Annotated in this window: 22 protein-coding genes; 13 read left to right on the forward strand and 9 right to left on the reverse strand. The window is 67.4% G+C overall.

The features are described from left to right. Positions 1–13 precede the first annotated feature (13 nt). On the forward strand, positions 14–1,096 hold the full coding sequence (locus tag ACT3SZ_RS10210; protein WP_444618439.1) for an LLM class flavin-dependent oxidoreductase: 1,083 nt from the start codon (positions 14–16) through the stop codon (positions 1,094–1,096). Here ACT3SZ_RS10210 and ACT3SZ_RS10215 read toward each other — a convergent pair. Then, positions 1,084–1,587 carry a GNAT family N-acetyltransferase gene (locus ACT3SZ_RS10215; RefSeq protein WP_444618440.1) on the reverse strand — a complete coding sequence of 168 codons (504 nt, stop codon included), beginning with the start codon at positions 1,585–1,587 and terminating at the stop codon, positions 1,084–1,086. The two genes, ACT3SZ_RS10210 and ACT3SZ_RS10215, sit on opposite strands and share 13 nt — an antisense overlap. Positions 1,588–1,683: 96 nt before the next feature. On the opposite strand from ACT3SZ_RS10215, the gene ACT3SZ_RS10220 reads away from it, so the two are divergent. The 6 genes from ACT3SZ_RS10220 (at position 1,684) to ACT3SZ_RS10245 (ending at position 7,622) form a co-directional block, all read left to right on the forward strand. Further along, positions 1,684–2,160, forward strand: coding sequence for a GNAT family N-acetyltransferase (locus tag ACT3SZ_RS10220; RefSeq protein WP_444618441.1), 477 nt, complete (start codon positions 1,684–1,686; stop codon positions 2,158–2,160). A gap of 92 nt (positions 2,161–2,252) precedes the next feature. Further along, positions 2,253–3,200, forward strand: coding sequence for an exodeoxyribonuclease III (locus tag ACT3SZ_RS10225; RefSeq protein ID WP_444618600.1), 948 nt, complete (start codon positions 2,253–2,255; stop codon positions 3,198–3,200). 367 nt (positions 3,201–3,567) lie between these two features. Further along, positions 3,568–4,917 carry an alpha/beta fold hydrolase gene (locus ACT3SZ_RS10230; RefSeq protein ID WP_444618601.1) on the forward strand — a complete coding sequence of 450 codons (1,350 nt, stop codon included), beginning with the start codon at positions 3,568–3,570 and terminating at the stop codon, positions 4,915–4,917. A 13-nt stretch (positions 4,918–4,930) separates the two neighbouring features. After that, on the forward strand, positions 4,931–5,083 hold the full coding sequence (locus tag ACT3SZ_RS10235; RefSeq protein ID WP_444618442.1) for a hypothetical protein: 153 nt from the start codon (positions 4,931–4,933) through the stop codon (positions 5,081–5,083). A 71-nt stretch (positions 5,084–5,154) separates the two neighbouring features. After that, entirely contained in the window at positions 5,155–6,699 is a 1,545-nt protein-coding gene (locus ACT3SZ_RS10240; protein WP_444618443.1) for an amino acid permease, read from the forward strand. A 23-nt stretch (positions 6,700–6,722) separates the two neighbouring features. After that, positions 6,723–7,622 carry a PhzF family phenazine biosynthesis protein gene (locus ACT3SZ_RS10245; protein ID WP_444618444.1) on the forward strand — a complete coding sequence of 300 codons (900 nt, stop codon included), beginning with the start codon at positions 6,723–6,725 and terminating at the stop codon, positions 7,620–7,622. Positions 7,623–7,664: 42 nt separating this feature from the next. On the opposite strand, the gene ACT3SZ_RS10250 is transcribed toward ACT3SZ_RS10245, so the two are convergent. From ACT3SZ_RS10250 to ACT3SZ_RS10260, 3 genes are read right to left on the reverse strand one after another with little or no spacing between them, the layout of a single operon-like run. Then, positions 7,665–8,174: an SRPBCC family protein gene (locus ACT3SZ_RS10250; RefSeq protein WP_444618445.1), complete on the reverse strand. Its 510-nt coding sequence runs from the start codon at positions 8,172–8,174 to the stop codon at positions 7,665–7,667. 48 nt (positions 8,175–8,222) lie between these two features. After that, complete coding sequence (locus tag ACT3SZ_RS10255) at positions 8,223–9,317, reverse strand: NADH:flavin oxidoreductase/NADH oxidase (protein WP_444618446.1); 1,095 nt, start codon at positions 9,315–9,317, stop codon at positions 8,223–8,225. Continuing rightward, positions 9,314–10,006: a type 1 glutamine amidotransferase domain-containing protein gene (locus ACT3SZ_RS10260; RefSeq protein WP_444618447.1), complete on the reverse strand. Its 693-nt coding sequence runs from the start codon at positions 10,004–10,006 to the stop codon at positions 9,314–9,316. The genes ACT3SZ_RS10255 and ACT3SZ_RS10260 overlap by 4 nt, the downstream gene beginning before the upstream one ends. Positions 10,007–10,148: 142 nt before the next feature. Between ACT3SZ_RS10260 and ACT3SZ_RS10265 the strand changes: the two genes are divergently transcribed. Beyond that, on the forward strand, positions 10,149–11,102 hold the full coding sequence (locus ACT3SZ_RS10265; RefSeq protein ID WP_444618448.1) for a LysR family transcriptional regulator: 954 nt from the start codon (positions 10,149–10,151) through the stop codon (positions 11,100–11,102). A gap of 12 nt (positions 11,103–11,114) precedes the next feature. Here ACT3SZ_RS10265 and ACT3SZ_RS10270 read toward each other — a convergent pair whose 3' ends face one another. Then, positions 11,115–12,287 (reverse strand): MFS transporter, encoded by a 1,173-nt coding sequence (locus tag ACT3SZ_RS10270; protein ID WP_444618449.1) that lies wholly within the window; start codon positions 12,285–12,287, stop codon positions 11,115–11,117. 112 nt (positions 12,288–12,399) lie between these two features. Between ACT3SZ_RS10270 and ACT3SZ_RS10275 the strand changes: the two genes are divergently transcribed. Further along, positions 12,400–13,059, forward strand: coding sequence for a VOC family protein (locus ACT3SZ_RS10275; RefSeq protein ID WP_444618450.1), 660 nt, complete (start codon positions 12,400–12,402; stop codon positions 13,057–13,059). A gap of 35 nt (positions 13,060–13,094) precedes the next feature. Here the strand turns inward: ACT3SZ_RS10275 and ACT3SZ_RS10280 are convergent, their stop codons facing one another. Together ACT3SZ_RS10280 and dnaJ are read right to left on the reverse strand one after the other, a co-directional pair. Next, positions 13,095–13,577, reverse strand: coding sequence for a heat shock protein transcriptional repressor HspR (locus tag ACT3SZ_RS10280; protein WP_444618451.1), 483 nt, complete (start codon positions 13,575–13,577; stop codon positions 13,095–13,097). Between the two features lie 20 nt (positions 13,578–13,597). Next, a complete protein-coding gene (gene dnaJ / locus ACT3SZ_RS10285; RefSeq protein ID WP_444618452.1) occupies positions 13,598–14,833 on the reverse strand; it encodes a molecular chaperone DnaJ in 1,236 nt (411 codons plus the stop codon). 185 nt (positions 14,834–15,018) lie between these two features. On the opposite strand from dnaJ, the gene ACT3SZ_RS10290 reads away from it, so the two are divergent. Genes ACT3SZ_RS10290 through ACT3SZ_RS10300 form a run of 3 tightly spaced genes read left to right on the forward strand, consistent with a single transcriptional unit; the run spans position 15,019 to position 20,036 of the window. Further along, positions 15,019–16,104, forward strand: coding sequence for a hypothetical protein (locus ACT3SZ_RS10290; RefSeq protein ID WP_444618453.1), 1,086 nt, complete (start codon positions 15,019–15,021; stop codon positions 16,102–16,104). Further along, a complete protein-coding gene (locus ACT3SZ_RS10295; RefSeq protein ID WP_444618454.1) occupies positions 16,104–18,914 on the forward strand; it encodes a hypothetical protein in 2,811 nt (936 codons plus the stop codon). The genes ACT3SZ_RS10290 and ACT3SZ_RS10295 overlap by 1 nt, the downstream gene beginning before the upstream one ends. Positions 18,915–18,938: 24 nt before the next feature. Next, complete coding sequence (locus tag ACT3SZ_RS10300) at positions 18,939–20,036, forward strand: hypothetical protein (RefSeq protein WP_444618455.1); 1,098 nt, start codon at positions 18,939–18,941, stop codon at positions 20,034–20,036. A gap of 34 nt (positions 20,037–20,070) precedes the next feature. Here the strand turns inward: ACT3SZ_RS10300 and ACT3SZ_RS10305 are convergent, their stop codons facing one another. Next, positions 20,071–20,292, reverse strand: coding sequence for a hypothetical protein (locus tag ACT3SZ_RS10305; RefSeq protein ID WP_444618456.1), 222 nt, complete (start codon positions 20,290–20,292; stop codon positions 20,071–20,073). A gap of 376 nt (positions 20,293–20,668) precedes the next feature. Here ACT3SZ_RS10305 and ACT3SZ_RS10310 point away from each other — a divergent pair, with 376 nt between their 5' ends. Continuing rightward, positions 20,669–20,887, forward strand: coding sequence for a hypothetical protein (locus ACT3SZ_RS10310; protein WP_444618457.1), 219 nt, complete (start codon positions 20,669–20,671; stop codon positions 20,885–20,887). Positions 20,888–21,027: 140 nt separating this feature from the next. Here the strand turns inward: ACT3SZ_RS10310 and grpE are convergent, their stop codons facing one another. After that, positions 21,028–21,690 carry a nucleotide exchange factor GrpE gene (gene grpE / locus ACT3SZ_RS10315; RefSeq protein ID WP_444618458.1) on the reverse strand — a complete coding sequence of 221 codons (663 nt, stop codon included), beginning with the start codon at positions 21,688–21,690 and terminating at the stop codon, positions 21,028–21,030.

Consider the following 21,690-nt stretch of genomic DNA (forward strand, 5'->3'; position numbering starts at 1 on the left):
TCAAGGAGACATCATGAAGGCATTCGGCTTCCTCAGCTTCGGCCACTACGACCTCGCCGCGTCCGGAGCGTCCACCCCGGGCCGCGGCATGCCCGGCGCGAAGGAGAACATCCGCAACGCCGTGGACATCGCCGTCGGCGCCGACGAGATCGGCGTCAACGGCGCGTACTGGCGGGTGCACCACTTCGCCCCGCAGCACGCCGCCCCGATGCCGATCCTCTCCGCCGCGGCCGCCCGCACCAGCCGCATCGAGGTCGGTACCGGAGTGATCGACCTGCGCTATGAAAACCCGCTTCACCTGGCCGAGGAAGCCGCCCAGCTCGACCTCCTCGCCGACGGCAGGGTCGCCCTCGGCGTCTCCCGGGGATCACCCGAACCCGTCGACCGTGGCTATGCAGAGTTCGGCTACGTCCCCGAGCCGGACGACCTCAAGGGGGCGGCCATGGCACGGCAGAAGTTCGACCGCTTCATGTCCGCCGTGGACGGCGAGGGCATCGCCACCTCACTCCCCCTCGACGAGCAGTACCCGCGCATGTACCAGCCGAATGTGCAGGTCCCGGTGATGCCGAACTCCCCGACGCTGCGCCGGCACGTCTGGTGGGGTGCAGGCTCACGCGACACCGCGGTGTGGGCCGCACAGCAGGGCGTGAACCTGATGAGCTCCACGCTGCTCACCGAGGCAAACGGCGAGGAGTTCGCCGACCTGCAGGCCGACCAGCTGCGACTGTTCCGCAGCGCGTGGAAGGAGGCCGGCCACACCTGGACGCCGCGGACCTCGGTGTCCCGTTCGATCTTCCCGATCCTCTCGGAGACCGACCGGCGCATGTTCGGTTCCGGCGACTCCGGCGGCGTGGGGTACATCGACGACAGCACCGCCACCTTCGGACGCACCTACGCCGACGAACCCGACAAGCTAGTCGAGGCGCTGAAGAACGACGCCGCGGTAATGGAGGCCGACACCCTGATGCTCACCATCCCCAGCCAGCTGGGCGTGGACGCCAACCTGCGGATCCTCTCCGCCTTCGCCGAGCACGTCGCCCCGGAACTCGGCTGGCAGCCCAACACCGCCGGCCCGGTCACCGGCTACCCGCTCTGAGCCGAGCGCGGTAGGTGACTCCCGGTGACCTCGACCGTCATGAAGACACTGTTCGCGTCCTCGCCGTAGTCACCGAACGGGGCGCACTCCAGGAACCCCGACCTGCGGTAGAGCCTTCGGGCTGGTGCGAAGAAGTCCCCGCTCCCCGTCTCCAACGACACCCGCCCCACGCCTCTCCGCCCTGCATCAGCGAGCGCATGTCCGAGCAGCGCTGCGGCGATCCCCTCGCCGCGCCGGGCGGGATCCGTCCGCATGCTCTTGAGCTCCTCGTGGCCCATGCCCACCGGTGCGAGCGCCACCGAGCCGACCACATCATGACCACGGTCATCGCTGACGGCGACCCACACCTTCACTCCCGGATCTTTCAGTTCAGCCAGACCCAACGCATGCTGACTCTCGACAGGAGCTGTGGGAGCCAGGTCGAGCAGGTGTTCACCGATGAATTGCACGACACGTGGGTCGTCGAGGTCCGCCGCGGAGATGCTGTACACCGGGCCGACGATACCTCCACACCCCTGTACTCCACACCGAGCACAGCATCTCCCGGTCCCGTAGGATCACGATCACCCCAAGGACGGAGTCACGGTATGCCGAAGACAACCACGTACGCGATCACCGCGCTGGGCGATGCCGATGTCGGGGAAGTCATGACCCTCCAGCGCGCCGCCTACGTCACAGAGGCTCGGGCACACCAGGATCTCGACCTGCCACCTCTGACCCAGAGCCTCGACGAGCTACGCACCGAACTGGCCGCCCCGGACGTCGCTGCACTCGGCGTCCGGGACAACGGGCGCTTGATCGGAGCTGTGCGACTACGTCGGATAGGTTCCACCGTTGAGTTGGGACGCCTGACCGTGGTTCCTGACATGCAGGGAAAGGGGATCGGAAGCTTCCTGCTCGGTGAGGCAGAGACGGCGTTCCCCCACCCCCTGGAGATGCGGCTCTTCACCGGGGAACACTCGACGGCAAACATCCGCCTGTACGAGCGCAGCGGGTACGTCGAGACAGCTCGCACGCCTGTCGGGGACTATTCACTCATCCACCTCTCCAAGAGGCTCTCCTAGCTTTCCGGTGCTTTCCGGTGCTTTCCGGTGCTTTCCGGTACCTTCCAGCCTCTGGAGAACTCCCGCCCCACGGGAGGTAACCTCAGGGAATGCTGCGCATCGCGACCGCCAACGTCAACGGCATCCGCGCCACCCACCGCCGTGGTTTCGGCGACTGGCTCGCCGGACGCGACTGCGACGTCGTCGCCCTGCAAGAGGTCCGCGCCCAGGCCGACAAGCTGCCGGACGCCGCCTTCGGCGACTACCACGTCGCCCTGGAGACCGGCTCCATCGCAGGACGCAACGGCGTCGCCGTACTCACCCGCCGCCCGCCGGTGGCGGTGCGCACATGGAGCGGTTCGGCACTGCTCGGCGCCCCACACTGCACGGCCGCCGACCTCCGGGACGTCCCCGCAGACGACCGGGTTCCGCTGGCGAGGAAACTGCGGCCCTTCACCACCCAGGGCCGCTACATCGAGGTCGATCTCGCCGAGGCCCCGGTCACCATCGCATGCCTCTACCTGCCCAAAGGCGGACTCCCGGCGGAGCTGCAACGCCCCGGGCGAATGCGTGAGGCACCGGACGGCGGTGCCCGCTACGACCGGAAGATGGGGTTCCTGGCGGGATTCGCCCGCTACCTCACACTCACCCGGCGCGCTGCGGTGGCCGATGGCAGGGAGTTCCTGCTGATGGGTGACCTCAACATCGCGCACACCAAGCAGGACCTCGCGGCGTGGCGACGGAACCAGAAGAACGACGGGTTCCTCCCGGAGGAACGCGAATGGTTCGGCCAGCAGCTCTCGACCCGCACACTGGTGGACGTCGTCCGCCGGTTGCACCCGGACGAGGACGGCCCGTACTCGTGGTGGTCATGGGCCGGCCAGTCCTTCGCGAAGGATGCGGGATGGCGGCTCGACTACCACCTGGCGACGCCGCGCCTGGCCCGCGCCGCAGTCACCACGCAGGTCGACCGAGATTTCCGCGGGGTTCGACTCTCTGACCACTCACCGGTAGTCGTGGACTACGACCTGGATGGTCTCGATTGTCTCCCGGCTAGTTGACCGGTCGAATCACGCGGACCAACGCTGCCACCAGCGGCGCTTCCGGGGGACGATCTGTAGTTCGTCCGTCGCCTCTGGGGGAACATCAACCTCGGCGTCCTCGTAGATCCGCCGCGGAAGCACCCTGTTTGTACCCCGGCTGTGCGACACGATCGCCCGAGCCCGGGCACGTCGTACCCGAGGCGACACGTCAGCGTCCCATCCAGTAGCCATCTTCCGCATCCTCCCTTGTGAGGTGTCTGTGTCAGCCATTATTCCCCGGCCTCGGCCCCAGCGCCAGAGCATCGACTATGACCACCTCCGTCCATGTCCGTGCTCTCGGGTAGAACTTGAGGGCATGAACTCCCCCGCTTCCTCCGGCACCGACCTGCACACGACCTCCACCCGGCGTCACGGGCACACCGTGCGCGAGCACGTGCTCACCGCACCGCTCGTCCACGGCGGTACCGACCCCCGCACCATCGACATCTACGCCCGCGAGTACGTGCCGGACGGCGGCGAGGACCGCCCCGCCCTGCTGTTCCTGCAGGGCGGCCCCGGCCACGGCTCGCCGCGTCCTGTCGCGAACGGGGATGGCGGTGCGCTGTCCGGATGGCTCGGCGAGGCACTCAAGAACTACCGGGTGATCCTGTTCGACCAGCGCGGCACCGGCCGCTCCACCCCGGTCGATGTCGCCGCACCCGAAGCCCTCGGCCCCACACCCCACGACCAGGCCGAATACCTCACCCACCTGCGCGCCGACAGCATCGTGGAGGACGCCGAACTGCTACGCCACGCCCTCGGCGAGCAGCCGTGGTCGCTGCTCGGGCAGTCCTTCGGCGGTTTCTGCATCACCACCTACCTCTCCTTCCGCCCCGAGGGCGTCCGCGAGGCGTTCTTCACCGGCGGTCTGCCTGGCTACGTCGGTGCCCCACACACCAGCGTCGACGACATCTACCGGGCGACCTTCGCCAAGACCGCCGTGCGTAACGAGCGTTTCTACGAGCGCTTCCCCTGGGCCGCCGACCGTGTCGCCGAGATCTGCCGGCACCTGGACGACACGGAGGAGACGCTGCCCACCGGGGAGCGTCTGACGTCCCGCCGTTTCCGCACCGTGGGCATGAACCTTGGCCGCACCGGTGGCTTCGACATGCTCGCCTACCTGCTGGAGGACCCGTTCCGCCCGGTGCCCGGCGGCCCGGGCATCGCGGGACGCCGCCGGCTGCGCACCCCCTTCCTCACCGAACTCGCCGGTCACCTCTCCGTGCCGGACGCACCGCTGTACGCGGTGGTCCACGAGACGATCTACGGCATCGACACCGCGACGAACTGGGCCGCCGACCGCATCCGCGAGGAGGTCCCCGGCTTCGCCGAGAACGCAGGACGCACCGACGGTGACACCGACTCGCCGCTCTACCTCACCGCGGAGCACTTCTTCCCCTGGCAGTTCGACGAGGACCCCGCGCTGCGCCCGTGGAAGGCCGTCGCCGACCTGCTCGCCGCGAAGGACGACTGGACGCCCCTGTACGACGCCGAGCAGCTGCGGCGCACCGAGGTCCCCACCGCCGCCGCGGTGTACCTCGACGACATCTTCGTCCCCTTCGAACTATCCATGGAGACCGCCGCCACGATCCGTGGCCTGCGTCCCCACGTGACCAACCGGTGGGAGCACAACGGGATCAGCCAGGACGGTGCCGCCATCCTGCGCCACCTGCGTGCGCTGACCAGCGACCACTAACCAGGAGCCAACGATGCCCCTTCCCCACCGCGATTTCAGCAAGAATGCGGAGATCTTCGAGCGCACCGCCCACATGAGGAAGGACATTCCCACCGACGCCGTCGAGAACATCGTTCGCGAAGGTCGCGACCACGGAGCCGACGCTGACCGCGGAAAACCCACATGATCATCGTCGACCACCGGAGTCCTCGCACCGCATTCGTGAGCACCACGGCACTCGGGATACTCTGACTCCCCGTGACTGACACCTCCGCCGACACCGGCCTCTCCGCCGACCCCGACACACGGGGGTCCACAGCCCGCAAGGACACCGTCCGCCTGCCGACGCTGGTCTCGCTCATCGTCGGCTCGTGTGTGGGTGCCGGCATCTTCGCCCTGCCCCAGAACATCTCCGCCGTCGCCTCACCCGGCGCCGCGGTCATCGGATGGGTCATCACCGGCATCGGCATGCTGTGCATCGCCTTCGTCTTCCAGGCACTGGCGCACCGCAAACCCAACCTCGACTCCGGGGTGTACAGCTACGTCCGCGGCGGGCTCGGCGACTTCGTCGGCTTCGCCTCCGGCTGGGGCTACTGGCTGGGCAGCATCATCGCCCAGGTCGGCTACGCCACCCTCTTCTTCGGCTCACTCGGCCACTTCCTCCCCCTGTTCTCCGACGGGCAGTCACTCGTCCAGGCGTTCTTCGTCTCCGGGTTGAACTGGGTGATCTTCCTGGCGCTGTCCCGCGGCGTGCACCAGGCCGCGGTGCTCAACGTGGTCACCACCGCGGCGAAGCTGCTGCCGATCCTCGCCTTCCTCGGCATCGTCGCCTTCGCCGGGTTCCACACCGAGGTCTTCACCGCCGACTTCTGGGGCTCCGCCGAGACCTTCGGTGACAACGCCGACCAGGCGTCCAGCCTGTCCGACCAGGTCAAGGGCATGATGTTGTTCACCGTGTGGGCGTTCATCGGTGTGGAGGGTGCGTCAACGTACTCACGGCGCGCACGCCGTCGCAAGGACGTCTCGCTGGCGACCCTGCTCGGATTCCTCACCGTCTTCCTGCTGCTGGTGATGGTCAGTTTCCTGTCCTACGGTGTCGCCCCGCGCGAGGAACTCGCCGCGATGGGCGACAACTCGATGGCCGAAGTGCTCGAACTCGTCGTCGGCCCGTGGGGTGCCGGGCTGGTGTCGATCGGACTGTGCATCTCGGTGCTGGGCGCCTACGTCTCCTGGCAGATGCTGTGCGCCGAGCCGATCACCCTGATGGCGCAGGACGGTCTGCTGCCCCGCAAACTCGGCTACATCAACCACCGCGGTGCCCCGGTGGTCGCCCAGCTGTTCTCCGCGGTGGTCATCCAGCTGTTCATCGTGGTGTTCTACCTCAACGAGTCCGCGTACACCACGATGGTTCAGCTCGCGACATCGTTGTACCTGATCCCCTACCTCTTCTCCGCGCTGTACCTGGTGTTCCTGTGCACCCGCGGTGCCGGACTGTCGCACCCGGATGCCGGCACGAAGTTCGACCTCTCCGGCCCCAAGGTCGACCGCCGCACTAACCGCGTCCACCTGCTCACCGGTGTGCTGGCGCTGGTCTATTCGCTGTGGCTGTTCTACGCCGCGGACGTGAAGTACGTGCTCATGGGCATGGTGCTGATCGTGCCGGGCATGATCGCCTACGTGGTGACCCGTCGCCGCGCCGGCGGCCGGGTGTTCAACGCCTTCGAGTGGGTCATCGCCACCGGGGTCTCGGCGGCAGCGATCGTCGCGATCGTGCTCATCGCGCAGGGGACACTGAGCCTGTAACTCCTCCGCTGTACGATGCGTGCATGCCTCACGACCCCGCACACCAGCACCGTTTCGCCCAGGTCGACGTCTTCTCCGCCGAGCCCTACCGCGGCAACCCGGTCGCCGTGATCCTCGACGCCGACGACCTCGACGACGAGCAGATGCAGCGAATCGCCTGCTGGACGAACCTCTCCGAGACCACCTTCGTCCTCTCCCCGTCCACCCCGGATCCCGCGCAGGACGCACCGGCCCCGCAGGCCGACTACCGCGTGCGTATCTTCACGCCCGAAGGAGAGCTGCCCTTCGCCGGACACCCCACCCTCGGCACCGCGCACGCCTGGCTCGAGGTCGGCGGTACGCCGCATCAGGGCGACCTGATCATCCAGGAGTGCGCCGCCGGCCTGGTGGAGGTCCACCGCGATCCCGGCACCGGCGCGCTGTCCTTCACCGCCCCGCCGACGACCCGCACCGGGCCGCTGGACGAGGAGCACCTCACCCGGATCAGCGAGGCGCTGCGGATCGACCGCTCGCTGATCATCGACCACCAGTGGGCCGACAACGGCCCCGGGTGGGCGGCGGTGCAACTGCCGCACGCGCAGGACGTCCTGGACCTGCGTCCGGACTTCGGCACCCACCCCGACCTGAAGGTCGGCGTCTTCGGCCTCTACCCGGACGGTGCGGCGTGCCGCCTGGAGATCCGCGCTTTCGTGCCCGGTGCCGCCGGTGCGGAGGACCCGGTCACCGGGTCGCTCAACGCCTCCGTCGGACAGTGGCTGCTGCGCAGCGGGAAGATCGCCGAAGCCTACACCGCCGCCCAGGGCACCGTCCTGGGCCGCACGGGACGCATCAGCGTCACCCCGGTCGATTCAGGACGCAACGTCCTGGTCGGTGGTGCCACGACCACCCTGTTCCACGGTCACGCGGAACTCCCCCACGTGTGACGCAATGACCCCCGCGTGGCCACACGGGTGGACCGTCCTCTGTCAGTTTCCTGCAGCAGCGACAAGGCCGTCGAGCCAAGCCTGGTGACCGTTGAGCATCGGATTCGGGCGCTGCGCAGCGAGATCTGCGGCGGGTCGACCAATCTGCGACTCCTGCGTCAGGACACGCACACGGCCCCCGGGTAGGTCCTCCACCAGCCACGCGTGCAGCACGTCGAGGAACTCGTCCGGGCCACCATTCTGCGTCGCCGTCCACGACAGCCGACCCGCGATACCTTCAGCAGGGGCCTCGTACTCGACGATCCGTGCGGACAGGGGAGGGAAGCCGAATGTGCTGAAGGAGAATACAGAGGCATCGCCGAGGACGGGGCCATCCGGGAAAGTGATGTCGGCTACGTTCTGGTAGTAGGCCTCCCACGTGGATGTGTCGGTCAGATACCTCCAGATCTGTGTAGCCGAGATTCCTGCGACGATCATCTCATTCGAGACGTAGTTGTCGGTCGTCCCAGGCAGGTAGCGCTCGGGCCAGTGAATGGCGTTCTGGGTGGTCATGCGGTTTCCTTTCACAGGGTGGGGCCGGTCAGCGTCGGTCAGCGCTGGTCAGCGTCGGCCGTGAGTCTGCCGGTATGCGCGCTCGTACGGCCCAGGTACCGGGGCGACGGCTCCGAGCTCCCGGGCTGCACGGATCGCGAAGGACGGGTCGCGCAGGAACTCACGTCCCACAAGGGCAATGTCAGCCAAACCGGTCGCCACGACCTGTTCTATCTGCCAGGGCTCGTCCAACATCCCGACTGCCGCAACCGGGATGCCGGTAGCCTGCTTGACCGCGGTGGCGTGCGGTGTCTGATACCCCGGTCCCACCGGGATGCGCGCGGGCACGTTGCCGCTGGTGGAAATGCTGGCGAGATCCACTCCACGCTCCTTGAGCCACGTCACCACCTGGGCGGTCTCGTCCAGGTCGAAACCGCCGTCGGTCCACTCCGAAGCCGACAGGCGTGCCACCAACGGCATTGTCTCGGGAACCACCGCGCGGACCGCGTCCACGACGCGCAACAGGAACCGTGCCCGGTTCTCCAACGATCCGCCGTAGGCATCCTGTCGTCGGTTGCTCAGCGGGGAGAGAAATTCATGGATGAGGTAACCGTGTGCGGCATGCAGCTCAATGAAGTCCAGACCCGCCTCAACTGCCCGCCGGCCCGCTTCTGCGAACGCCTCGACGACCGCGTCGATCCCCTTCTCGTCCATTGCCACCGGGGCTGTGAGGCCGGGGTAGGCAACGTCCGAGGGGCCGGCGGTTTCCCAACCACCCTGGTCCACCGGCAGGCTCTGCCCGGGATTCGCCGTGCCCCACTCACGTTCGACCGAGGCTTTACGTCCGGCATGAGCAAGCTGGATCCCCAGTGCGGCACCTTGGGCGTGCACAAACGTGGCGACCTGGGAGAGAGCGTCGCGCTGTGCATCGTTCCATAGTCCGAGATCCTCTGGGCTGATGCGTCCTTCCGGGACCACTCCGGTGGCCTCCACGACGATCGCCCCTGCACCACCACGGGCGAGCGACCCGTAGTGCACTGTATGCCAGTCGGTCGCGACACCGTCCTGGGCCTCTGCCATGTACTGGCACATCGGCGGCACCCACAGCCGGTTTCGGACGGTGAGTCCACGCAGGGTGATGGGCTCGAACACCGCGGCGCTCATGCGAGGGCCTCGAGCACCGCATTGGTCACCGATGAGCTGGACTGAGGGTTCTGGCCCGAGATCAAGTTGCCGTCGATGACGAGGTGATCCGCCCAGGGCTCACCGCTTTCGACGAGCGCACCGCGCTCGACCAGGCGGCTCTCCAATAACCATGGGACCCCGACGACCCCACCTGTCTGTTCTTCGGCATCAGTGAACGCGGTCAGCTTTCGTCCCGCGAAGACGAATGATCCATCCGGCCGGTTCGCACTCAGCAATGCAGCAGGGCCATGGCAGAACGGGGCGATGATCGTGCCGGACGCGTCGCCTTCCGCCAGGATTGACCCGAGTGCATCATCGCTGGCGAGGTCGACCATCGGGCCGTGCCCGCCGGGAAGAACGATCGCGTCGAAGTCCGACGCCATCTGGTCTTCAAGCACCGCAGGGTGCTCAAGGAGCTGTTTGACCTGTGCCAGATAGTCAGCGAACTCCGTCGCCGCCTGCGGTCCGACAGCGGCCGCGTCCACGGACCCGGGGTCCACGGGCGCAGGCTTCCCGTGTGGCGTGGCAAGCAAGACCTCATGGCCGGCTGCCGTCAGCCCTCGATGCGCCACAACAAACTCCTCCGCCCAGAATCCTGTGGGGTGCGAGCCCCCATCCGTCAGCGTCAACGACGCAGCCGCGGTCAGCGGCATCAGTACACGTGACATTCCGTCACTCCCTTCAGATCGGTATCGGCGGTCTTCCCGCCTCTCGAAACTTCAACCTAGTCCCAGGTCAGCCGCGCAAACCAATAGCAGTACCAATCCCTGCCATCATTATTATGATTGCTACTCAAGCTAAGGTCGACACATGACGGAAAAAGCACAGGCGACGACACAAGGCGAGGAGGCCAGGGCCGGAGAGCACGTGGACCTGAACCTGCTGCGCACCTTCCTCACGGTCTACCGGGCAGGATCATTCACCGCGGCTGCGGCACAGGTGGGGCTTTCACAGCCGACCGTCACCGCCCAGATCCGCTCCCTGGAGAACCTGACCACACAACGCTTATTCACCCGGCTGCCGCGCGGAGTTGAGCCGACGCCGGCCGCCGACGAGCTCGCTGCACGGGTGTCCGTACCGCTGGACGCCTTATCCGTCCTTGATGGCGGGACCGGATCACAGCGTGGCCGCACATCTCCCGTGCACCTGGCCGGCCCCTCGGAGCTCCTGTGCACCAGAGTGCTGCCCGCCTTGTCTGAGCTTGTGGCATCCGGTGTCCAGCTGCGGGTGAGACAGGGCCTGACCGATCCCCTCATGGACGACCTCCGCGCAGGTCAACAGGATCTCATCATCTGCACTCGCAGACCACGCGGCCGAGCGTTGGAGTCCCACCCCCTCACTGACGAGGAATACGTGCTCGTCGCCTCACCCCGATGGGCCGATCACGTCCGCGACATCACGACCGAATCAGGGTTGTGCGTGGCGCTTCATGGCGTTCCCCTCGTCACCTACGCCGACGACATGCCGATCGTGCGCCGATACTGGCGCACCGTATTCGGCAAACAACGACCGCCCGCCAGCGTCGCACTTACCGTCCCGAATCTGCACGCCGTGGTCTCTGCAGTGGCCTCCGGTGCCGGATACAGCGTTCTACCGCAGTCCCTCTGCGAGGAGCACCTTCGCGACGGTCGACTGATCCTGCTCGCCGATCCCGAGGAACCGCCACTCAACACGCTCTTCCTCGTCCAACGTCCGGGCTCGGAAGCTAATCCAGACGTCGAACGGGTCCGTGATGCGCTTATCCAGGCCGCAGGAGGATGGTGAGAATACGACGAATCATCGGGTACCGACGTCCACGGCCTTCCCTCCATTCGCTCTCGTGGACAGCGCCACACACCCCAGGAAGATCATCGATGAGATCGCGAACGCGGCGAACACGCTGAACCCCCAACTCTGCAGACCGACAGCGAAGAGCTGACCACCGAGCCACGGGCCGAAAACGGCCCCGAACCTGCCGATTCCCGTCGTCCATCCGATCGCGGTGGCTCTCATGGTCGTCGGGAACACGTGGGCGACCGCGGCATAGACCATCGTCTGCGCACTAAACAGGAAGAAGCCGGCGATGAAAACGATCATGTACGTTGCCACGACCGGCATCCGGACGCTCAGAAGCAGGAGCATCAGCGCGGTGACGAAGAACCAGATCATCGACACCCGGACGGGCCCGAGGATGTCGGAGAGCCGCCCCGCGGTCAGCATTCCGAATACACCACCCAGGTTGACCACCAAGAGGAAGGACAAGGATGAGCCCAACGCAAAGCCCTCCGCCATCATCAGCGAGGGTAGCCAGTTACTGAGTCCGTAGACCAGCAGCAGACCACCGAACGAGACACCCCAGAAGAAGAGTGTGGTCGCGAAATTGCGGCCTGCGAAGAGCTTCGCGAGGCTCGTCCCGACGGACTCCGAGGTCGGAGCCGATCCCCCCGACGACTCAGGAAGCGTGGTCTGTAGTCGTGCTGCCGTTCGTGCTGCTTCCTCGTGACGCCCCTTAGCCTGCAGGAATGCCAGAGATTCAGGCATATACTTCACGATCAAGGGAACAAGGAGAACGAGCGGGACCACTCCGACCCAGTACATGGACCTCCAGCCAAGCGCCGGCAGCAAGCAAATTCCGAGCAGCGCCGCGAGAATGCCTCCAACCTGGTGCGCCGACATCAGCAAGCCGATCGAAAAGTTTCTGCTACCACCTGGTGAGTACTCGGAGACCATGGAAATCGCCGTCGGCAGGAGCCCGCCCAACCCAATGCCCGCCAGTGTCCGCCCCACACCGAACACCACGGCATTCGGAGCCAATGCACACACCGCGGAGAACACGGAGAACAGAACGGTACAGCCGACGATCCCCCAGCGACGTCCGATGACGTCGGTCAGCATCCCGATCGTCAACGCGCCAATGAGCATGCCGAATGTCGCGTATGAACCGATATTCCCGGCGACCTGCGCGCTCATTCCTAGGTCCGCGTCATCGGCCATCGAGGCCAGCGGTCTCGGTCACGGTTGGAGGGACCCGGAGGTAGGAGTCGGCCCGTCCTATGAATTCGAGGATCCGGACGGTCACCTCATGGCCTTGTACTACGACACCGAGCACTACACCCCGGACGAGCAGGATCGACCGGCGATGAAGAATCAGGCGTCGGCGTATCCCGGACACGGTGTCAATGCCCGTCGCCTCGACCACATCAACTACCTCGCCTCGGACGTCACCGCGTCCGGTGAGTTCTGGCGGGACGTCATGAAGGCCCGGGAGTCGGAACGCGTCGCGCTTGACGACGGCGGGTATGGCGCGTGGTGGTACCGCTTCCAGCAGAAGTCGTACGACGTGGTCTACTCGGACGACTGGACCGGTGAACGGGGACGTTTCCACCATCTTGCCTTCGCACCGGACACAAGAGAGGACATCCTCAAGGCTGCGGACATCTTCCTGGAGAACGGTATCTTCATCGAGTACGGGCCGTACAAGCACACCATCAACCAGACGTTCTTCCTGTACGTGTGGGAGCCGGGCGGGAACCGTATTGAGTTCGCCAATGCCGGTGCCCGCCTGATCCTCGACCCGGACTGGCCGATCGTCGAATGGTCCGAAGCCGAGCGTGCCAAGGGTCAGGCCTGGGGGATGAAGACCGTCCCAACCTTCCACACCCACGGAACCCCGTACGTGAAGGACCAGGAGGAGATCGACCGGGCAGCGATGGAAGGCCGGAAATACTCTCCGGAGAACTAAAAGCTCAAGCCACTGACAGGACGCCGCCTTCAGTGTTAGCCGTTGCCGCCAGTACCACCGCGACCGTCACGTCCGTCACGACTATCACGACCCCGGCGCCGGCGCTGCTCCCACAGCACCACCGCGGTGGAACGCGGGACGTGGACGATCTCGCCGCGGCGGCGCCCGCCGCCGGAGCGTCCTGCCTCATCGGCGTCGTGCTCGGCGGCGGCGAGCCGCACGTGCAGCACGTCCACCTCGTCGCGCAGGTCACGGACCTGGTTCTGCAGGCCGATGATGGCCTTGATGCCGGCGAGATTCACGCCCTCGTCGTGGCTGAGCCGCTGGATCTCCAGGAGCTGTTCGATGTCGTCGCGCGAGTAGCGCCGACCCCCGCCACTGGTGCGCTCCGGGGAGACCAGCCCCAGCCTGTCGTAGGTGCGCAGCGTCTGCGCGTGCATGCCCGTGATCTCCGCGGCGACGGAGATCACGAACACCTCCCTGGACTCGCCCGGGACGTCTCCGTTCCTGTCACTCATCTTCAACCACCAGCTGCCTGTCAGTTCCCGGACCAGCCCGCACGGGGGTCGAAGCCGGTCCGCTTCTCTTCCTCAGCGTAGTGACGCAATGCACTCGCCGCGCCCTCGTCGAGATTTTTCGGCACCGCGACCTTCACCGTCACCAGCAGGTCGCCGGACGCACCATTGCGCTTGGTCACGCCGCGGCCGCGCACGCGCAGCGTGGTGCCGTCCGCCGTCCCAGCTGGGATCTTTACCCGCACGCGGGTGTCCAGCGTGGGGACGGTGACCGCCCCGCCGAGGGCTAGTTCGGTGAAGCTGACCGGCACGGTCATCTTCAGGTCGTCGCCGTTGCGGGTGAACAGTTTGTCCGCGCGCACGTGCACGGTGACGAAGAGGTCACCGGACGGACGCCCGCGCTCACCGGCCTCACCCTGCCCGGCGAGGCGGACCTTCTGGCCATCCACCACACCGGACGGCACGCGCACCGTGATCGTGCGGGTGCGGGTCACCCGGCCGGACCCGCTGCAGTCCGCACACGGGTCCTCGATACGAGTACCGGTGCCGTTGCAGTCCGGGCAGGGGCGGGAGAACCCGAACGCGCCGCGGTTCTCCGAGACAACTCCGGCACCCGAGCAGGTGCCGCAGCGTGCGCTCGACGTCCCCGGCGTGGCACCGGAGCCGTGGCAGGTGGTGCACGCCGCGGGGCTGGTCAGCCGGATCGGGACGGTGACGCCCTTCGTGGCCTCCCGGAAGTCCAGGGTGATCTCGGTTTCCACGTCCGCGCCGCGGGTACGACGCTGCGTACGTCCGCCTGCGCCACCGGCCCCGCCAGCACCGCCGCGCGAGCCGCCTCCGAACATGTCACCGAAGACATCGCCGAAACCACCGGCACCGCCACCGGACCCGCCGGCCCGGTTGAACAGGTCGCCGAGGTCGAAACCGCCCGTGCCGCCGGCGCTACCGCCGAACCCACCGAAACCGCCGGACGTCCCGCCCGGGGTGCCGTACCCGCCGCCCGGCGCGCCGTAGCCGCCGGAGGCGACCATCTGCTTGAGTTCGTCGTACTCGGCGCGCTTATCCTTGTCGCCGAGCACGGAGTACGCCTCGGAGGCGGTCTTGAACCGGTTCTCCGCCGCGGTGTCGCCTGGGTGCGCATCAGGGTGGTTCTCGCGCGCGAGCTTGCGGTAGGCCTTCTTGATCTCGTCGGCCTCCGCGGTGGACGACACGCCGAGGTCGGCGTAGTAGTCCTTGTCGATCCACTCCTTCTGGGCCACCTGGTTCCTCTCTTCCTGGGTCTTGATGGGTCTAACGTGGGTCTAACGTGGGCTCGTACTGGGACCGTGGGCTGCACAGAACCTCACGGCAACCCTCTCATGAAACTTGAGCCTATCACGCTAAGGTCTATCTCCTGCAACGCATGACGCGCAGCAGACATTCCCGGCTGTTAGGGTAAGTTCTCATGTTCTCCAGAGACGGCCGGAAGCGCCCCACTCCGCGGCGGGTCGTCGACCCGGAGGCGCCGGACGCGATGTTCCCCCACCTGCCGCGACACCGCGCCGACCTGCTGCGCGAAGAGACGATGCGCCGTCTGCACGCCGAAGGCTACGACACCTCCTGGCGTCCCGACGGCTACATCGCCGCCACCCCCGCGACGGAACCGGGGAGCAACCCGGAGAAGGGCCCAGAGAAGGACCCAGAGAAGGAACCGGACACACCCCCGGCGCGCCGCCTCATCGGCCTCGACAACCTCTCCCTGCAGATAGCCGCCGCCCCGAAAGCCACGCCTGCCCAGGTCGTGGAGATGATCCACCACTTCCTCGGCACCGTACTCACCGACATCGACGTCGACGGGCTGGGCGAGGCGGAGTTCCTGCGCCAGCTCCGCGTCCGGTTGGTATCCCGCAGCGCCCTGGACGCCGCGTCCGGCAGCGTCGACGACTCCTCGCGCGAGTTCTCCGGCGACCTGCTGGTCTCCCTGGTCCTGGACACCCCGGACGCGGTCGTGACCCTCAACGACGACTCGCTGGCCGCGCACGGAACCGCCACCCGCGAACAGCTCTCCGACCTCTACCAGGTGGGCTACCGCAATACCTGGCAGGAATTGCTCGACGCCGACGTCGAGGTCAACGAGGTGCGCGCCGAGGACCGCGAAGAGTCCCCCGCCGCGCACTTCCACGTGGTGGAGTCCGACTCCTACTTCCTGGCCAGCGCCCCACTGTTCCTCGACGAACTGCTACCCCGCTGGCTGCCGGAGTTGGACGCCTCCGCCGGGGTGATGGTCACCGTGCCGCACCGTCACCTCATGCTCGTCCGGGAGGTCACCACCGGCCAGGACCTGCTCGACGGCATCAACACCATGACCTCGGTCGCCCTGGGACAGATGGCCGCGAACCCGGGACCGCTGACCGCGCGCCTGCACCTGGCGCACGACGGCGAGTTCCGCGTCTTCACCAATGTCACCACCAGCGAGGACGGCGAGCAGGTGCTGCAGGTCGAACCCAATGACTACCTGATGTCCCGGCTCGAGAGCGAGGGCCCCGAATAGTGAGCGCCGAGAGCACACAGAAGAACGGCATCAGCCGCCGCTCCTTCCTCGTCGGTGGCGGCGTGCTCGGTGCCGGCGCGGTGGCGACCGTCGGCGGCGTCGCCCTGCTGCGCAACCGTGACGACGAGGCATCCGGCCCGCCCCCGGCCGTCGACCCCGGACCGTTGCAGCTGCAGGTCGGCGACGCCGACCACCCCGGTCGTGTCACGGTGGTGACCACCGCCGGACGCCAGCTCGTCCACTTCGACGGGTACCGGTTGTCGTCCTCCACCGGCACCCGCGGCGCGACCGTCGACGACCCGGGCGACGGGGCGCCGTCCTCCGGGCCCGTGCGCGTGGAGTTCGAGGTCACCGACCCCGATTACACCGCCGCGGTCACCTACCGCGCCGACGGCGGGCGGGTCACCGCCGACTGGGAGTTCACCGTCCCCGGTGACGGTTTCGACGACTCCGAGCGGGCCCTGCTGCGCGGCGGGCGGATCTACCGCACCCTGGTCGACGCCCGCGAGGACTCCGAATTCCACATCCCCGCCACGAAATGGGTCCGCGATACCGGCGGCGGCGTGCCCGTCCAGGAGCGCGTCACTGAACTCAACTTCGTGGAATGGGACGTGCCCGACACCACAGGCGACGACGACCCGAAACGCCTCTACGGGTGTATCACCACGCGCAACAGCATGTCGCGCAGCTCTTCGATGCTGCACGCCGCACCGTCCTCACCTGCCGATACAGGTTCCGACGACGGGGTGTGGCGCGCCCACATCGAGTTCCGCGCCGACACCACCGTCGGCACCGCCCGCCGCCTCGTCGACAATGGACGCACCCTGCTCGCCGGCGCGGTCCTCGGCGGCACTGGCCTGCCCGACCCCACCGTGGATGTGACCACCTCCGCGACCTACAACGTCTTCACCGACGACGGACGCAGGACGTTCATCGTCGGTCTCGCCGGACGCTCCGCCCGCAGCACCACCGTGCTCGAGGTCACCGCCCACGACTTCGACGGCACACAGATCCACCGCTCCCGCCACGAGGTCGCCATCCCGCAGGACGCCGCCTACGCCGACACCGCGGTCAACATCGACCTGCCCGGCCCGCGCTCCTGGTGCTCGGTGGAGGTCACCTGCGCCGACTCCTTCGCCCGCACCACCGCCGCGGTGTGGCCCAGCCACGACTTCGGCCCCGCCGACCAGTCCATCGTGGGGCTCGGCGGTTTCGCCTCTACCGCCTCCGCCGGCAGTTCCCAGGCCGATGGGTTGGAATCGCGCAGCGCCGAACGGGCGATGTGGCGCCGGCTGGGCATCCGCCACCTGCGCAACCCCTGGCTCACCGCCGAGGAGTCCGAGGACCTCGGCATCAACACCGGCTCGCAGCCCGGCGGCGCCCCCGGAAAGTTCGACGGCGACGGCGACGATGAGAGCAGCGGTGAAACCTTCACCGAGTGGGCCGGCAAGGCCCTCGACCGCGGGGAGGACGCCGGGGCGGAGCACTACGAACTGCTCAACGAGTGGAGTCTCTCCAACGCCGACACCGTGGAACTGGCCACCGAATACACCGACCAGTGGCTCAAGCCCTTCCGCGCGGAGATGGACCGCCGCGGCACCGACGCCAAACTGCTGGCCATGCCCCTGGCCGGTTGGGACGCCGAGTTCCTCGACACCATCCGCGACCGCGACGGCTGGGACCTGCTCGACGGCATCGCCGAACACGCCGGACGCGGCAACTACGTGGTCGACTACGACGGCGGCAAGTGGAACTTCCTCGGCCAGGTGCGCACCGCCCGCGCCTACCTCGACGGCCACGGTGCCGGCGACGGTGGGGACGCACCCAGCGAACTCTGGCTCACCGAGACCTACGCCTGCACCCGGCCCAACGCCTGGTGGTACGACGACGAGCGCACCGCCGCCGACTCCGTCCTGCTCACGCTCATGCTCGCCAAGGCCGAGGGCGTCACCGGCGTGCACTGGTTCCAGCTCACCGACGGCCTCTGGCACGACAAGTACGGCGTGAACCCCACCGAACCCGAGTACCACTACGGGCTCGTGCACGTGGACCGCTCGCCCAAACCGTCCCTCCCCGCCTTCGCCTTCGCCGCCGAGATGCTCGACGGCGCGACCTTCCTCGGCTGGCTCGAGTCCCCCCACCCCGACCTGCGGGGACTGCGCTTCTCGCGTGACGACTCCACCTTCTGGGTCCTGTGGAGCAGGCAGGACGGCTACCTCAACAACGCCGCCCACGGCGCCGACAGCTACTTCCCCCACCCCGAAGCGTGGATCCCGCCGGACGCCTCGTCGCTGCAGGTCACCGTCCCCGGGCTAAAAACCGTGCGCGACGTGCTGGGACGCGAGGCCGCCCGCGACGGCACCACCATCACCGTCACCGCGTCCCCCGTGGTCGTCACCGGTGACATCGACGCCGACCTCACCGGCCCCGAGGACGTCAACGGCGACATGTCCGTCGCCCTGCGCGAGGTCACCGTGCGCCGCGGTGACGAGAACGGACAAGACGGGCAGGACGCGCTGATCGTCGAGGGCGTCAACGACACCGACGGGCGGCTCGTCCTGCGCGTGCTCGGCCGCCAGGTCGACGGCGCCCTTGACGAGAAGACCGTCACCGTACCCACCGGTGAATTCTCCGAGACCGTGGACATGGGTGAGGCGATGCCCGAGGACTCCGAGAACCCGACCGCCACCACCGTCGGCGCGCGCGAAGCCCGCCCGCAGGTGCGCGTGCTCGCGCAGCGTCGGGAAAAGGTGCACGCCAACGCCGCCGAGTCGCAGGCTTACCGCGCGGAGTACTACCGCACCGTGTGATCGACGCTGTTAGTGTTGATGAACATGTTCCGCCGCGACCACAGGAGACACGCCCCGCGGAACTCCGGTGCGCACACCGCGCCCACGGCGCCCGACCGGATGTTCCCGCACCTGCCACGGCACCGCGCGGACTTCCTCCGGGACCAGACGATCCGCCTGCTCCACGAGGAAGGCTTCACCACCACCTGGCTGCCCGACGGACGCATCCGCGCCCGCGGCACCACCACACTGACCGTCGACCTGCACACTCTCTCCCTGCAGCTCGCCGACGCCGGGGCCCACGCCAACCTCTCCGAACTGCTCGAACTCATCCGCCGGCACGTCCGCGACGTCACCGAGCAGGACGACGCGGGCGTGGAAGGTGCGGTCGGCGCGGTCGGCACGGTCGGTGCGTCCGGCGCGTCCAGTGCCTCAACACTGACGGACGCCGAGTTCCTGCGCCGTCTGCGCGTCCGGCTCGCCCCACGCGACATCCTCGACGCACTGGACGGCCCCGTCGTCGACGCCTCCCGCGACTTCGCCGGAGATTTGTGCACCTCCCTCGTCCTCGACGGCCCCGACGCCGTGACCGTGCTCGACGATGACGCACTGGCTGCCCACGGTTCGGAGACCTCCGAGGAGCTCGGCGACCTGTACCGTGTCGGCTACCGCAATACCTGGCAGGACCTCACCGAGTGCCACGTCAGTACGACGCCGATCCAGGAGTTCGTCCGGGGGGCCGTTAAAGGGACGATCCACCAGGCCGAGACCGCGGCACGGTTCTGGTCGGTGGAGTCCGACTCGTTCTTCCTGGCCAGCGCCCCGCTGTTCCTCGATGAACTGCTCCCCCACTGGCTTCCCGGCCTCGACATGACCCACGGTGTCCTCGTCGCCGTCCCTCACCGCCACCTACTGCTGGTCCGTGAAGTCAGCACCGGCCAGGACCTGCTGGACGGTATCAAGGTGATGAGTACGGAGGCGCTGACCCAACACCGGAGTAATCCGGGCCCGCTCAGCGCGCGACTCCATCTCTGGCACGAGGGTGAGACCACCGCTTTCACCGAGGTCTCCACCAATGCCGAGGGCCAGCAGGTCGTCACCATCCAACCGGACGCTTATCTCGCGTCACGCATCGAGTCCTGACCGCTCCCCAGGAACGGTGGACCGAGGGGCGTTGCTAAGACTCTGGCCCCTTGCGCTTCGCGATCCTTGCCCTGAGTTTTTCGGCGGCCAAGTTTATGAACGACAGGAAGAAGTAGGCGAGGAGGCAAATCACCACACCCCAGACCGCCACTTCCATGACGCTTCCCTCTTCGGCAATACCGCTGGTGACGAGAATAACGGCGGTGAAACCGACCGCGCCGACGAACTCCGGGACCCGCGTCCAGATACTCAACATGCTCACCTCAGGTGTTTACCGCTTTCGGGCCAGTAAAACACGTGGCTTTCCTCATCTCCAATGGGACGACAGCTGAGGTGCATCACGGGTCGAACCCGGGCCCGCTGAGCCCCCGGCTGCATCTGCGCCACGATGGGGCCACCTCCGCGTTCACCACCGTCACCGCCTGCAGGTACGTAGCCGTGCCCGAGCGCCTCGACGTTCCCGGCCCCTCATGTCATCTGACTCATGCCCCAGGCAGAAAAACGGCCGAAAATCAGCTTGGGGCATGACTCAGGTGACATCGGCCGGTATCGGACGTCGAAAACTTACTCGACCTACGTACTACGCTGGAAGCAGCACAATCCCAGATCATCGTCTGGAAGGAGGATTGAGCATGCCTGGCTTTCTGATTGAGTACCAACGTCTAAGCGGTGACGTGCGGGTATCCGAGTTCGCCACGCTCAGGCAGGCGACGGACCAGCGCCTACGTCTCGACCGGGAGCGCGCCGCCTCCGACTCCGACATGGAGTATGTAGCCATCGGCGCTGCAAGCCGGGAAGCTCTCGAGCGTTCGCACTCGCGATACTTCCTGCGCTCCTCGGTTGCTGGCTGAACCTCGCAGCTCGCCGCAGCGCCCGCAGGCACAGCACAACGCGCGGCCCCGCGACACCTTCATGTGGTGAAGGTGCCGCGGGGCCGCGCATCGTATCCACAAGGGATGGAGGGGTGGGGCGCAAGGCCCCTACGAAACCCCTACCGGTCGGCGATGACCACCATGGCGGTGCGCAGAACGCGGTCGCCGAGGCGGTAGCCCCTGCGCAGGACGGTACCGACCACGGTGTCGTCGCCGCTGGAGGTGTCCTGCACGGCTTCGTGCATCGACGGGTCGAACTCATCGCCCTCGGCACCGAAGGTCTCAACCTTCAGGCCACCGAGCACGGAGTCGAGCTTGTCAGCCACGGCCTTCAGCGGGCCGGTGAGGTCACCGTGCTGCTCGGCGAGATCCAGGTCATCCCGGATCGGGAGCAGCGAGGACGCCACCTCCGCCTTCGCGGCCTCGCCGACGCCCACGCGGTCACGCTCGGTACGGCGACGGTAATTCGCGTACTCTGCGTTGACGCGCTGCAGGTCAGCGGTGCGCTCGGCGAGCTGAGCCTCGGCATCGGAGAGTTCCCCGGAGCCGTCCACGTCGGCGTCGGCGGTGTCGGCGACTCCGTCCTCGACATCTCCGGCGAGAGCTTCGGTCGCCTCTTCGGCGGCCTCCTCCGCGTCCACCGTCTCGGCGTCGACGGTCACGCCGTCGGCGTCCACGGACTCAGCATCGATCACGGCGTCCTCCTCGGGGGTCGTCTCTGCCATTTCCGGCGCGGTGTATTCCTCGTCGGTCGCGGCGGGGTCGCCGGGGTTGTCGGGCAT

Source organism: Corynebacterium sp. AOP40-9SA-29 (assembly GCF_052377405.1).
GTDB lineage: Bacteria > Actinomycetota > Actinomycetes > Mycobacteriales > Mycobacteriaceae > Corynebacterium.

Bases quoted from the DNA above. Each gene is read 5' to 3' on its own strand.
- ACT3SZ_RS10210 (WP_444618439.1), top strand. From the start codon at position 14: ATGAAGGCATTCGGCTTCCTCAGCTTCGGCCACTACGACCTCGCCGCG.
- ACT3SZ_RS10220 (WP_444618441.1), top strand. From the start codon at position 1,684: ATGCCGAAGACAACCACGTACGCGATCACCGCGCTGGGCGATGCCGAT.
- ACT3SZ_RS10235 (WP_444618442.1), top strand. From the start codon at position 4,931: ATGCCCCTTCCCCACCGCGATTTCAGCAAGAATGCGGAGATCTTCGAG.
- ACT3SZ_RS10245 (WP_444618444.1), top strand. From the start codon at position 6,723: ATGCCTCACGACCCCGCACACCAGCACCGTTTCGCCCAGGTCGACGTC.
- ACT3SZ_RS10250 (WP_444618445.1), bottom strand. From the start codon at position 8,174: ATGACCACCCAGAACGCCATTCACTGGCCCGAGCGCTACCTGCCTGGG.
- ACT3SZ_RS10255 (WP_444618446.1), bottom strand. From the start codon at position 9,317: ATGAGCGCCGCGGTGTTCGAGCCCATCACCCTGCGTGGACTCACCGTC.
- ACT3SZ_RS10260 (WP_444618447.1), bottom strand. From the start codon at position 10,006: ATGTCACGTGTACTGATGCCGCTGACCGCGGCTGCGTCGTTGACGCTG.
- ACT3SZ_RS10265 (WP_444618448.1), top strand. From the start codon at position 10,149: ATGACGGAAAAAGCACAGGCGACGACACAAGGCGAGGAGGCCAGGGCC.
- ACT3SZ_RS10270 (WP_444618449.1), bottom strand. From the start codon at position 12,287: ATGAGCGCGCAGGTCGCCGGGAATATCGGTTCATACGCGACATTCGGC.
- ACT3SZ_RS10275 (WP_444618450.1), top strand. From the start codon at position 12,400: ATGGCCTTGTACTACGACACCGAGCACTACACCCCGGACGAGCAGGAT.
- ACT3SZ_RS10280 (WP_444618451.1), bottom strand. From the start codon at position 13,577: ATGAGTGACAGGAACGGAGACGTCCCGGGCGAGTCCAGGGAGGTGTTC.
- ACT3SZ_RS10290 (WP_444618453.1), top strand. From the start codon at position 15,019: ATGTTCTCCAGAGACGGCCGGAAGCGCCCCACTCCGCGGCGGGTCGTC.
- ACT3SZ_RS10300 (WP_444618455.1), top strand. From the start codon at position 18,939: ATGTTCCGCCGCGACCACAGGAGACACGCCCCGCGGAACTCCGGTGCG.
- ACT3SZ_RS10305 (WP_444618456.1), bottom strand. From the start codon at position 20,292: ATGTTGAGTATCTGGACGCGGGTCCCGGAGTTCGTCGGCGCGGTCGGT.
- ACT3SZ_RS10310 (WP_444618457.1), top strand. From the start codon at position 20,669: ATGCCTGGCTTTCTGATTGAGTACCAACGTCTAAGCGGTGACGTGCGG.
- grpE (WP_444618458.1), bottom strand. From the start codon at position 21,690: ATGCCCGACAACCCCGGCGACCCCGCCGCGACCGACGAGGAATACACC.